Origin of the sequence: Actinospica acidithermotolerans (genome assembly GCF_018139625.1) — a bacterium.
In the GTDB taxonomy this organism is placed as follows: Bacteria; Actinomycetota; Actinomycetes; order Streptomycetales; family Catenulisporaceae; genus Actinospica; species Actinospica acidithermotolerans.
In genome coordinates this window covers 1-11835 of record NZ_JAGSOH010000170.1, presented here as the reverse complement: position 1 = coordinate 11835, position 11835 = coordinate 1, and the positions used below count along the sequence as shown (strand labels likewise).

Annotated in this window: 11 protein-coding genes; 6 read left to right on the top strand and 5 right to left on the bottom strand. The window is 71.6% G+C overall.

Going from position 1 to position 11835, the window contains the following annotated elements; genetic code table 11:
* Nucleotides 1–33 precede the first annotated feature (33 nt).
* The gene (era, locus tag KDK95_RS31965) at nt 34–960 is read left to right on the top strand and encodes a GTPase Era (RefSeq protein WP_212522085.1); all 927 of its coding nucleotides are present in this window, start codon (nt 34–36) and stop codon (nt 958–960) included.
* 182 nt (nt 961–1142) lie between these two features.
* On the opposite strand, the gene KDK95_RS31960 is transcribed toward era, so the two are convergent.
* Nucleotides 1143–1877 (bottom strand): SDR family NAD(P)-dependent oxidoreductase, encoded by a 735-nt coding sequence (locus KDK95_RS31960; protein ID WP_212522081.1) that lies wholly within the window; start codon nt 1875–1877, stop codon nt 1143–1145.
* Nucleotides 1878–2276: 399 nt separating this feature from the next.
* Here KDK95_RS31960 and KDK95_RS31955 point away from each other — a divergent pair, with 399 nt between their 5' ends.
* Nucleotides 2277–2507: a (d)CMP kinase gene (locus KDK95_RS31955; RefSeq protein WP_212522084.1), complete on the top strand. Its 231-nt coding sequence runs from the start codon at nt 2277–2279 to the stop codon at nt 2505–2507.
* A 73-nt stretch (nt 2508–2580) separates the two neighbouring features.
* Complete coding sequence (glmS, locus tag KDK95_RS31950) at nt 2581–4404, top strand: glutamine--fructose-6-phosphate transaminase (isomerizing) (RefSeq protein WP_212522080.1); 1824 nt, start codon at nt 2581–2583, stop codon at nt 4402–4404.
* Nucleotides 4405–4446: 42 nt separating this feature from the next.
* On the opposite strand, the gene KDK95_RS31945 is transcribed toward glmS, so the two are convergent.
* Together KDK95_RS31945 and KDK95_RS31940 are read right to left on the bottom strand one after the other, a co-directional pair.
* Nucleotides 4447–4767 carry a hypothetical protein gene (locus KDK95_RS31945; protein WP_212522079.1) on the bottom strand — a complete coding sequence of 107 codons (321 nt, stop codon included), beginning with the start codon at nt 4765–4767 and terminating at the stop codon, nt 4447–4449.
* 91 nt (nt 4768–4858) lie between these two features.
* Nucleotides 4859–5911, bottom strand: a complete 1053-nt coding sequence (locus KDK95_RS31940; RefSeq protein ID WP_212522078.1) for a GNAT family N-acetyltransferase — start codon at nt 5909–5911, stop codon at nt 4859–4861.
* Nucleotides 5912–6169: 258 nt separating this feature from the next.
* Here KDK95_RS31940 and leuA point away from each other — a divergent pair, with 258 nt between their 5' ends.
* The 3 genes from leuA to KDK95_RS31925 all read left to right on the top strand — a co-directional run bounded on the left by leuA (nt 6170) and on the right by KDK95_RS31925 (nt 9790).
* Nucleotides 6170–7930, top strand: coding sequence for a 2-isopropylmalate synthase (gene leuA, locus KDK95_RS31935; protein WP_249162208.1), 1761 nt, complete (start codon nt 6170–6172; stop codon nt 7928–7930).
* A gap of 179 nt (nt 7931–8109) precedes the next feature.
* Nucleotides 8110–8856 carry a DNA repair protein RecO gene (gene recO, locus KDK95_RS31930; protein ID WP_212522077.1) on the top strand — a complete coding sequence of 249 codons (747 nt, stop codon included), beginning with the start codon at nt 8110–8112 and terminating at the stop codon, nt 8854–8856.
* A gap of 58 nt (nt 8857–8914) precedes the next feature.
* Nucleotides 8915–9790, top strand: a complete 876-nt coding sequence (locus KDK95_RS31925; RefSeq protein WP_212522076.1) for an isoprenyl transferase — start codon at nt 8915–8917, stop codon at nt 9788–9790.
* Nucleotides 9791–9802: 12 nt separating this feature from the next.
* Here KDK95_RS31925 and KDK95_RS31920 read toward each other — a convergent pair whose 3' ends face one another.
* The gene (locus KDK95_RS31920; RefSeq protein WP_212522075.1) at nt 9803–10243 is read right to left on the bottom strand and encodes a GNAT family N-acetyltransferase; all 441 of its coding nucleotides are present in this window, start codon (nt 10241–10243) and stop codon (nt 9803–9805) included.
* Between the two features lie 69 nt (nt 10244–10312).
* Nucleotides 10313–11452 (bottom strand): glycerate kinase, encoded by a 1140-nt coding sequence (locus KDK95_RS31915; protein WP_307844828.1) that lies wholly within the window; start codon nt 11450–11452, stop codon nt 10313–10315.
* Between the last annotated feature and the right edge of the window lie 383 nt (nt 11453–11835).

Here is an 11835-nt window from a genome sequence, read left to right as displayed (position 1 = left end):
GAGGGGGCGGGGGCGGCGACGCCGAGCTCGTACCTGGACATCCCGGAGGACTACCGCGCGGGCTTCGCCTGCTTCGTCGGCCGGCCGAACGCGGGCAAGTCCACGCTGACGAACGCGCTGGTCGGCGCGAAGATCGCGATCACCTCGGGCAAGCCGCAGACCACCCGGCACACCGTGCGCGGCATCGTGCACCGGCCGGACGCGCAGCTCGTGCTCGTCGACACCCCCGGACTGCACCGGCCGCGCACGCTGCTCGGCGAGCGGCTGAACGAGCAGGTCCGGGCGACCTGGGCCGAGGTCGACGTCATCGGCTTCTGCATCCCGGCCGACCAGCAGATCGGCCCCGGCGACAAGTACATCGCGCAGCAGCTGGCCGAGGTGCGCCGCACCCCGAAGATCGCGATCGTCACGAAGACCGACCTGATGGGCAAGCAGTCCGTCGGCGAGCAGCTGCTCGCCGTGCTCGAGCTCGGCAAGGAGGTCGGGATCGAGTGGGCGGAGATCGTGCCGGTCAGCGCGGTCGGCGACGCGCAGGTCGGGCTGCTGGCCGACCTGCTGGTCAAGCAGCTGCCGCCGTCGCCGCCGCTCTACCCGGGCGGCGAGCTCACGGACGAGCCCGAGCAGGTCATGGTCGCCGAGCTGATCCGCGAGGCCGCGCTGGAGGGCGTGCGCGACGAGCTGCCGCACTCGCTGGCCGTCACCGTCGAGGAGATGCTGCCGCGCAAGGACCGGCCGAAGGACAAGCCGCTGCTCGACGTGCACGCGACGCTGTACGTGGAGCGGCCCAGCCAGAAGTCGATCGTGATCGGCACCGGCGGCTCCCGGCTGCGCGAGGTCGGCACCCAGGCGCGCCGCCAGATCGAGGCGCTGCTCGGCACGCCGGTGTTCCTCGACCTGCACGTGAAGGTCGCCAAGGACTGGCAGCGCGATCCGAAGCAGCTGCAGCGCCTCGGGTTCTGACGGCCTGACGAAACGTCAGGCGGTGGGCGGCTCAGCTCGCCAGCGGACTGTGAGCGCACTCCGTCACCGCGTCGTGAAACGCGCCGCCGTTCAGGTGCACGGCATGGTCTGCCCGGAGCCGGGTCACCGCGTCGTGAACGCGCCACCGTTCAGGTGCACAGCATGGTCTGGCCGGAGCCCCGTCACCGCGTCGTGTATGCGCCGCCGTTCACGTGGATGGTCTGGCCGGTGATGTGCCGGGCGCCGGGCGAGGCGAGGAAGAACACGAGCTCGGCGACGTCCTCCGGGGTGCCGGGGCGCTTGTCGTGCGTCTCTTCGATGAGCAGTTCGTGCCGCGCCTCGGTCATGCCGCCCTGGAAGAAGTCCGTGCCGGCGATGTAGCCGGGGGAGACGACGTTCGCGGTCACGCCCTGCGGGCCGAGCTCGGCGGACAGCCCGGCGCTCCAGGCCGAGAGCGCCGCCTTGGCCGCTCCGTACGCGCCGCCGCGCCGCTCGGCGCCGATCGATCCGATGCTGATCACGGTGCTGCGCGGGCCGAGCAGGTCGCGCAGTGCGGCGGTGGTGAGCACGGCGCCCAGGACGTTCTGCGCGACGTACGCGTTCCAGGTCTCGCGCAGCTCCTCGAGCGGATCGTTCGCGGGCTTGCCGGCGACCAGGCCGCCCGAGGCGTTGACCAGGACGTCGATGTGCTCGTTCACCTCGTCGACGAGCAGCGCGAGGTCGCGCGGCCTGGTCGAGTCGCAGACCACGGCGACGACTTCGCCCGGGTAGCTGCCGTCGAGCTCCTCGGCGGCGCGCACGAGGGAGTGCTCGGTGCGTCCGGTGATGTAGACGCGGTCCCCGTCGGCGGCGAAGCGGGCCGCTATCGCGCGCCCGATCCCGCTGCCGCCGCCCGTGACCACGACGATGCGACCCATGTTCTCTCCAGTCAACGCGCCCTTGCGGAAGGGCCTTCAGATGCCCCAAGGAGAGTCCGCCGGCGCGCGTCCGTCCGCGCGGGGGGGGCGCCGGAAGCCTGGCGGCGCGAGCGCCCGGGCACGCCCACGGACTCGATCGAGATCGTTACCCCGGTCTTCCGCCCGGCAAAACTTCTGGCGGACGGCCGTTCCCGCGCGTCCTGCGCGGGCAGGGGGTGGCTCGCGGAGCTACTGGAGCTACGGGGGCGGCTGGAGCGGCTGGAGGCGGGCGTCCTGCGGCGAACGGGCTAATTCCTGCCCGATTCCGGGCAGGAATCTGGGCTTCGCGCGCCGGGCTGGACTAGCGTCCCTATCGTGCCGTCCTCCCCCGCATCCCACGACGATCTGCTCGCGCACGTCATGCGAACGACCGGGCTCCCGGCCGGCAGCGCGGCGCGGGTGATCGCGGACGTGAAGGCGTACTTCGACGAGAGCGTCGAGGACTACGTGCGGCGGCGGCACCGCGAGTTGCAGGCGCGCGGGCTGACGAACGATCCGATCTTCGAGCGGGTCCTGGCCGAGCTGCGGGACCGGCCGGTGGCCGCGCCCGAGCTGACGGCCCGCCAGCTGCGCCGGATGGTGTACGGATAAGAGCGTCCGCGGGACGGGGCCCGGTCGTCGGGCGGCCGTCCCCCGGTCGCTCGCAACGGAAGCGAGGGATCACATGTGCGGCATCGTCGCCTACGTCGGCGCGCAGGACGCGGCGCCCATCCTGCTGGACGGACTGGCCCGGCTCGAGTACCGCGGCTACGACTCGGCGGGGCTCGCGGTGGTCGGCAAGGGCGGGCTGCGCGTCTGCAAGAAGAAGGGCAGGATCGCCGAGCTCGCGGCCGCGGTCCCGTCCCGCTTCCGCGGCACGACCGGGATCGGCCACACCCGCTGGGCCACCCACGGCGAGCCCAACGACGAGAACGCGCACCCGCACGTGAGCGAGGCCGGGCGCTTCGCGGTCGTGCACAACGGCATCATCGAGAACGCCGGCGACCTGCGCGCCAAGCTCGAGGCCGACGGCGTGAAGCTCACCTCCGAGACCGACTCCGAGGTGCTGGTGCACCTGATCGCCGCGCAGTCGGCCTCGGGCCTGAGTCTCGAGGACTCCGTGCGCGCAGCGCTGAACCAGGTCGTCGGCACGTACGGCATCGCGGTCGTGGACGGCGAGCAGCCCGGCGTGGTGGTCGTGGCCCGCAACGGCAGCCCGGTCGTGCTGGGCATCGGCGAGAAGGAGATGTTCGCCGCGTCCGACGTCGCGGCCGTGGTCCGCTACACGCGGCAGATCGTGCACCTCGACGACGGAGAGCTGGCCGTCGTGCGTGCGGGCGGCTTCTCCACGTTCACCCTCGACGCGCGGGCCGTGACCAAGCAGCCCTCGACCGCGGAGGCCGCCGCCGCCGACTACGACACCGGCGGCTTCCAGCACTTCCTCGGCAAGGAGATCCACGAGCAGCCCGCCGCCATCCTGCGCACGCTCTCCGGCCGCCTCGACGAGCGCTTCTCCACCGCGCACCTCGGCGGCCTGAACCTCTCGGCCCGCGAGGCGCGCGACTTCAAGCGGGTGAAGATCCTCGGCTGCGGCTCGGCGTACTACGCGGGCGGGATCGGCGCTCAGCTGATCGAGGACCTGGCGCGCATCCCGGCGCACGCCGAGCCGGCCTCCGAGTTCCGCTACCGCAATCCGGTGATCGAGTCGGACACGCTCTACATCGCGGTCAGCCAGTCCGGCGAGACCTACGACACGCTCGCGGCCGTGCACGAGATCAACCGCAAGGGCGGCACGACGCTCGGCGTGGTCAACACCGTCGGCAGCGCGATCGCCCGCGCCTGCTCGGGCGGCATGTACCTGCACGCCGGACCGGAGATCTCGGTCACCTCGACGAAGAGCTTCACCTGCACCGCCGTCGCATTCGCGCTGATCGCGCTGCACTTCGGCCGGGTGCACGACCTCTCCCCCGCCGACGGCAGGCGGATCACCGAGGCGCTGCGCGCGCTGCCGGAGAAGATCGAGCGCATCCTCGAGGACGAGGAGCACATCGCCTCGCTCGCGCGCGAGTACGCCGAGCACGAGAGCCTGATGTTCGTCGGGCGGGTGCGCGGCTACCCGGCGGCCCGCGAGGGCGCGCAGAAGCTGAAGGAGCTGTCGTACATCCACGCCGAGGCGTACCCGGCGAGCGAGCTCAAGCACGGGCCGCTCGCGCTGATCGGCCCCGAGCTGCCGACGCTGGCCGTCGTCCCCGACGACGAGCTGCTGGAGAAGAACCTGAGCACCCTCGGCGAGATCCGGGCACGCCAGGGCCGGATCCTGGTGATCGGGCACAGCGCCCCGGACGCCAAGCTCGCGCAGGACGTGATCCTGGTTCCGCGCAGCGAGCCCGAGCTCGACCCGATCCTGCTGGGTATCCCGATGCAGATCTTCGCGTACCACGCGGCCCTCGCGCTCGGCCGGGACATCGACAAGCCGCGGAACCTGGCGAAGAGCGTGACCGTGGAGTAGCCGGCGGCCGCGGTCGAGGACCGATCGGCATCCGCTCGCGTATCAGGCGGTTGCCGAGGGGTACGGCGTGATCGGATCGATCGGGCAGGAATCCATGATGGTCGCCACCGGCGCGGACGGCTGGGATCCGTACGGGACGGTCAGGGCGTAGCAGGTCTCGAGCATCCCATGCGCGCCGAACGCCTCCGGATATTGCACCTGCGCCGTCAACTGATTGCGCCGAGCCACGTCGTCCTCGCGACGCAGTTCGCTCACGGCCAGGACCGCGATCAGCACCACGGCGCAGATCCCGATGACAGCACGCCGCCTGCGGAGGAAACCCGCCAGACGCACCCGAAGATCATTTCGATCGTCCATCCCCATCGCACCAGCTTGGCGGAGGGGCGATGCTCTGCCAAGACGCTCGGATCGATCACCGGGCAAACGGAATCCACACGTGATGACTCCGAATGCTCTACAGCGCCATCGTCCAGGCGGCGTGCGTGTCCACCGGCTCGAAGCCGAGGCTCCGGTTCACCGCGAGTATGCGCGCGTTGCCGACGGCGTTGTACGTGTCGAGCACGCGCAGGTTCGGCTCGGCGGCGAGCAGTTCGTGGACCAGGTAGGCCTTCACCCGGATCGCCAGGCCGCGGCCGCGGTACTCCGGCACGACGACGGTCTCGTTCTGCTCGCCGCGCACGCCGTCGGCGGTGTGCGCGGTGGAGAGCGCGGCCATCCGGCCGGTCGCCGGGTCGAGCAGGCAGGCGGTGTACTCGCGCAGTCCGGCGGACCACGCGGCCTGCTCGCGGTGGCGCACCTCGGCCTCGGTGAACGGGGTGACCGCCGGGTCGTCGGGGTCGGCGTGCAGCGAGTCGAGCGTCTCGATCAGCGCGTCGAGCAGGTACTCCGGGCACGCTCCGGCCCAGCGCATCGGCAGCAGGTTGCCGTCCGGGATGTCGCGCTGCAGCGGGACGATGCCGCCGAGCCTGGCGTGCAGCGCGGCCGAGTTCAGGTCGAGCCGGGAGCGCAGGTCGCAGCTGCCGACGATCAGTCCCCAGCTGCGCGCGAAGCCGTCGGTCGCGGCGTTGCGCGGGCCGTCGAGCACCAGCCGTGCCCGGCCGTTCGCCCTCGCCGACGCGGCGAGCGCGCCGAGCAGCGCGGAGCCGACCCCGTGCCGCCGCGCCGCCGGGTGCACGGTCAGCGCGCCGTGCGCCAACTCGCGGTGGAACGCGCTGTAGACGCCGAGGCGCGCGAAGCCCAGCAGCCGGCCGTAGTGGTCGTGCGCGAGGTGCACGAAGCGGCGCCCGCGGAACGGCGGGGCCAGCAGCGAGCGCAGCTCGGCGCGGCTGGCGGGCGGATCCCCGGGCCGGTCGGCGAGATCGGCGGCGTTCTGGCAGACCTGGATCTGGGCGAGCAGCTCGGCCGGTACCTCCGGTTCCGCACCGCCGCCGCAGGACGCGGTCTGCACCCGGGTCAGCCGCCAGGACCGCTGGACCGGGCCACTCGCGGGGGCGAACAGGGTGCGCACGGGGAACATCACACCGCTTTCCGGCGTCCCGTGCTGGCAGACTCGCGGAAATCCCACCCGATCTCGCGCCGAAACCGCGTCTGCTAGAGTGAATCCCACTATGCACGGACGGCGGCTTCTTATCTGCCGCGGCGAGGGTCTGTAACCATCCAGACCGGCACCCTCGTCGCGGAGTCGGTGCTGCGCTTTCCCTAGCCTTTCGCACTGGAACCACCGCCGGTCTCCCTCCCGCACCGCCCGGACGGAGAACCGAGACAGATGACCGTGCAGAACCCCGTTGCAGCGAACGCCGGCCAGTACGACGTGGTCGCCGCGCAGCGCCCGAGCACGATGCCCACGCACAAGTACGCGCCCTTCACCCCGATCGCCCTGCACGACCGCACCTGGCCCGCCAAGGTCATCGACCGGGCGCCGCGCTGGTGCGCGGTGGACCTGCGCGACGGCAACCAGGCGCTGATCGACCCGATGAGCCCGGCCCGCAAGCTGAAGATGTTCGAGCTGCTGGTGGCCATGGGCTACAAGGAGATCGAGGTCGGCTTCCCGGCCGCCTCGCAGACCGACTTCGACTTCGTGCGGCAGATCATCGAGGAGAACCGGATCCCGGACGACGTCGTCATCCAGGTCCTGACCCAGGCGCGCGAGCACCTGATCGAGCGCACCTTCGAGGCGGTCGCGGGCGCGAAGCAGGCGATCGTGCACCTGTACAACTCCACCTCGACGCTGCAGCGGCGGGTGGTGTTCCAGGAGGACATGGCCGGGATCAAGCAGATCGCGGTCAACGGCGCGCAGCTGTGCCGGAAGTTCGCGGATCAGTACCCGGAGACGGAGATCTACTTCGAGTACTCCCCCGAGTCCTACACCGGCACCGAGCTGGAGTTCGCCGTCGAGGTCTGCGACGCCGTCAACGACGTGTGGCAGCCGACCCCCGAGCGCAAGGTGATCATCAACCTGCCGGCGACGGTCGAGATGGCCACCCCGAACGTGTACGCGGACTCGATCGAGTGGATGCACCGGAACCTGAAGTACCGGGACGGCATCGTGCTCTCGCTGCACCCGCACAACGACCGCGGCACCGCGGTGGCCGCCGCCGAGCTGGGCTATATGGCGGGCGCCGACCGCATCGAGGGCTGCCTGTTCGGCAACGGCGAGCGGACCGGCAACGTATGCCTGGTCACGCTGGGCCTGAACCTGTTCTCGCAGGGCGTGGACCCGCGGATCGACTTCTCCGACATCGACGAGATCCGGCGCACCGTCGAGTACTGCAACCAGCTGCCGGTGCACCCGCGCCACCCGTACGGCGGCGACCTGGTCTACACCGCGTTCTCCGGCTCGCACCAGGACGCGATCAAGAAGGGCTTCGAGCACCTGGAGCGCGACGCCAAGGCCGCGGGCGCCACGGTGGACGAGATCCCGTGGGCGGTGCCGTACCTGCCGATCGACCCGAAGGACGTCGGCCGCACCTACGAGGCCGTGATCCGGGTCAACTCGCAGTCCGGCAAGGGCGGCGTCGCCTACGTGCTGAAGAACGACCACCAGCTGGACCTGCCGCGCCGGTTGCAGATCGAGTTCTCCGGGATCATCCAGGCCAAGACCGACGCCGAGGGCGGCGAGGTCTCGCCGGAGGCGATCTGGTCGGTGTTCGCCAACGAGTACCTGCCCACGCCGGACGAGCCCTGGGGCCGCTTCCAGCTGGCCGGCTACCGCTCGGACTCGACGCTCGACGGCAAGGACGCGATGAGCGTGGACGTCGTCATCGACGGCGCCCCGACCACCGTCGTATCGGCGGGCAACGGCCCGATCGACGCTTTCGTCAATGCCCTGACGCAGCAGCTCGAGGTGGACCTGCGCTTCCTGGACTACGCCGAGCACGCGCTCTCTGCGGGCGGTGACGCGAGCGCCGCGGCGTACGTCGAGTGCGCGGTCAACGGCCGGGTGCTGTGGGGCGTGGGCGTGGACGCGAACATCGTGACCGCCTCGCTGAAGGCCGTGGTCTCGGCCGTGAACCGCGCGCTGCGGTAATCGGGCGACGGCGGTGGTGCGCGCCTGGTGGCGCGCACCACCGCCCTTCTCGTCTTCCGCGGTGAACCGGGGCGGCGCGGCCGAGGACGCTCTGCCGCCTCTTCCCCGATTGGTGAAGGCTCTGTGCAGGTAAGCCCGGATGGCTCCGTCCCGAACGGCGCATCTGCGAGAATGAGCAGGTGAGCCTCCATCGTGACGACGGGATCGTGCTGCGCGCCCAGAAGCTGGGCGAGGCGGACCGCGTCATCACGATGCTCACCCGGGAACGCGGCAGGCTGCGCCTGGTCGCCAAGGGCGTGCGCCGGACGACCTCGAAGTTCGGCGCGCGGCTCGAGCCGTTCGCGCACGTGGACTTCCAGACCTTCGAGCGGGAGAACCGCGCGCTCGGCATGATCACGCAGGCCGAGACGATCGCGCCGTACGGCGGCCAGGTCGTCGGGGACTACGCGCGGTACACGGCCGGGACGGCGATGCTGGAGACCGCGGAGCGGCTGACCGAGGAGGGGGAGCCCGCGCTGCAGCAGTACCTGCTGCTGCTCGGCGGCCTGCGCGCCCTGGTCGGCGGGGAGCACGCCCCCGGCCTGGTCCTCGACGCGTTCATCCTGCGCTCGCTCTCCATCGCCGGCTACGCGCCGTCCTTCCGGGACTGCGCGGGCTGCGGCAACGAGCCGGACGACGGGATGGCGTGGCGCTTCTTCTCGCTGCCGGCCGGCGGCGTGGTGTGCCCGGCCTGCAAGCCGGGCGGCGCCGCGGTGCCGCAGCAGGCCACCGTCGACCTGCTCGGCGCCCTGCTGGCCGGCGAGTGGGAGAGCGCCGACGCGAGCGAGCCGCGGCACCGGCGCGAGGCCAGCGGCCTGGTCGCCGCCTACCTGCAGTGGCACCTGGAGCGCGGGCTCCGGTCGCTGCGGCTGGTCGAGCGGCAGTAGAGATCCACAGACTCCAGTAACGCCAGTATCGGGTAAACGGAAGACACGGAAGACACGGATGGCACTGCTCAGGAAGTCCGGCCAGTCGAGCTCCTCGGCCGACCAGGCGCAGCGTACGACGGGCCCGCGCACGTACCGCGACCCGAAGCCGCACAAGGACGGCGCGCTGCCGCCGAAGATCCCCGCCGAGCTGGTGCCCAAGCACGTGGCGATCGTGATGGACGGCAACGGCCGCTGGGCCAAGCAGCGCGGCCTGTCCCGCACCGAGGGCCACGAGGTCGGCGAGAAGTCGCTGTTCGACGTGGTCGAGGGGGCGGTGCAGATCGGCGTCACGCACATCTCCGCGTACGCCTTCTCCACCGAGAACTGGCGCCGCTCGCCGGACGAGGTCCGCTGGCTGATGGGCTTCAACCGCCTCACGATCCGCCGCCGCATCGACGAGATGGACGAGCTCGGCGTCCGCATCCGCTGGTCCGGCCGGCGCCCGCGGCTGTGGAAGTCCGTCATCGACGAGCTCGAGATGGCCGAGGAGCGTACCAGGTACAACGACCGCTTCACGCTGAACATGTGCGTGAACTACGGCGGGCGGGCCGAGATCGCCGACGCCGCCGCGGCCCTCGCCAAGGACGTCGCCGCGGGCAAGGTCAACCCGAACCGCATCGACGAGAAGCTGTTCGCCCGGTACCTCGACGAGCCGGACATGCCCGACGTGGACCTGTTCCTGCGCTCCTCCGGCGAGCAGCGCACGAGCAACTTCATGCTCTGGAAGGCCGCCTACGCCGAGATGGTCTTCCTCGACACCCTCTGGCCGGACTTCGACCGCACCCACCTGTGGAACGCGATCGAGATCTACGCCGACCGCGACCGCCGCTTCGGCGGCGCCAAGCCCAACCCGGTGGCGGACGACGCGTCGCGCAACCCCTCGCCGCTGTAGAGCTTCGCGTCCCTACTGCTCCCCGTACACCATCCACTTCTCCGGGGCGGTCATCGGCTGGAAGCCGACCTTGGCGTAGACGCCGTGGGCGTCCGCCGTCGCGAGGATGATGCGGCGCAGGCCGTAGGGGGCGAGGTGGTCGCGGATGGCGGCTACCAGCGCGGTGCCGAGGCCGTTGCCGCGGGCTTCCGGGGCGATGTAGACGTCGCAGAGGTATGCGAAGGTAGTCTCGTCGGTGACGATGCGGGCGTAGCCGACCTGGCTGCCGCCCGGCACCTCGTACACGCCGAAGTTGAGGGACGTGGCGATGGCGCGGTCCTGCTTTTCGCGCGGGCGGCCCATGGCCCAGTACGCGTCCTCGGAGAGCCACTTGTGCACGAGCGCGGCGTCCAGCCGCGCGGGGTCCGTGGAGATCTCGTACCCGTCGGGAAGCGCCGTCGACTCGTCGGTCATGGTCGAATCCAAGCAGGATCGACCGGCCGCGGCCAATAGCCATTCGCCGGACTCTGGCCTTCGGCCGGTTCAGCCGAGGCCGACCGCTTCGAGGAGCCTGGGCGCGATCTCGCCGAGCAGCCTGCGGGCGTCGGCCATGCTGCGGGCCGGGTCGGGCTCGATCTCGGCGAGGGCGAAGGCCTCCCGGATGCCGGCCTGCCGGAGCTGATCGCGCGTCAGGCGCAGGCGTCCGCAGACGGCGACGACGGGGACGCCGTGCAGGGCCGCCAGCCGGGCCACGCCGACCGGGGCCTTGCCGCGCAGGCTCTGCTCGTCGAGCGAACCCTCGCCGGTGACGACGAGGCTGGCTCCGCGCATCGCCTGCTCGACGCCGAGCAGTTCCAGCATCAGCTCGATGCCCGGGCGCACGGTCGCGCCGAGGCCGACGACGGCGCCGTAGCCCACGCCGCCGGCCGCGCCGGCTCCGGGCTGGGCGGCCGCCGCGACGGCATGCTCGCCGAGCTGCTTGGTGAGCACGTCGACGAGGCGGCCGAGACCGGTCTCGAGGGTGAGGACGTCGTCGGGGGCGGCGCCCTTCTGCGGACCGTAGACCGCGGCGGCGCCGAAGGTGCCGAGCAGCGGGTTGTCCACGTCGGTGGCCAGGATGACCTCGGTCTGCGCGATCCGCTCGTCGAGGCCGGACAGGTCCACGCTCGCCAACTCGGTCAGCGCGGCACCGCAGCCTTCGAGCTCGTCGCCCGCGGAGTCGAGGAACCTGGCGCCGAGGGCGGCGAGCATTCCGGTGCCGCCGTCGGTGCTCGCGCTGCCGCCGACGCCGAGGATCAGGGTGCGTGCGCCGGCGTCGAGAGCGGCGCGGATGACCTCGCCGGTGCCGTACGTCGAGGAGTGCAGCGAGTCGAAGACGCCGGGCGGCAGCCGGCGAAGGCCGCTGGCCTCGGCGAGTTCGACGACGGCGGTGTGGTTCGAGACGGCGTAGGCGGCCTCGACCGGCTCGCCGAGCGGCCCGCGCACGGTGACGGTCGCCCGCTGGAACCCGGCCGAGACCGCCGCGTCCACGGTGCCGTCGCCGCCGTCGGCGATCGGGATCGTGCGCAGCCCGACCGCCGCGCCGGCCGCGGACAGCCCCGCCGCGACGGCGTCGGCCACCTCGGCGGCGCTGAGCGAGCCCTTGAATTTGTCCGGCGCGATCACTATCCAGCCCTCAGTCACACCGGGAGTCTAGAGGGGCGCACGCCCGGCGCGTGCGCTCCATTCGCCACGGTACGGAACCCGGCCCGGCCGGGGCAGGTGCGCGGGCTACGGTAGGCGCACCGACCGGCTGCGGATTATCGCCCGGATTGGGGACGGAAGACCCGTAACGGCCCGCAGGACGGGGGAACAGCGAAAGAACAGCCGGCTGCGGACATCCAAGATCGGAGATCGCGAACCAGGGATCGGAGACCGCAGACCGCAGACCGGAAATCGGACATCGGGGACGGGGAAAATAGGGCTCGGAGACCGGCAGCCGGCGACAGACGGGAACGCCGTGGGGCGCCGGACCCTGACCGTCCGGCGCCCCACGGCGTTCCCCTCCTGCGTTCCCCCCGGTTCCC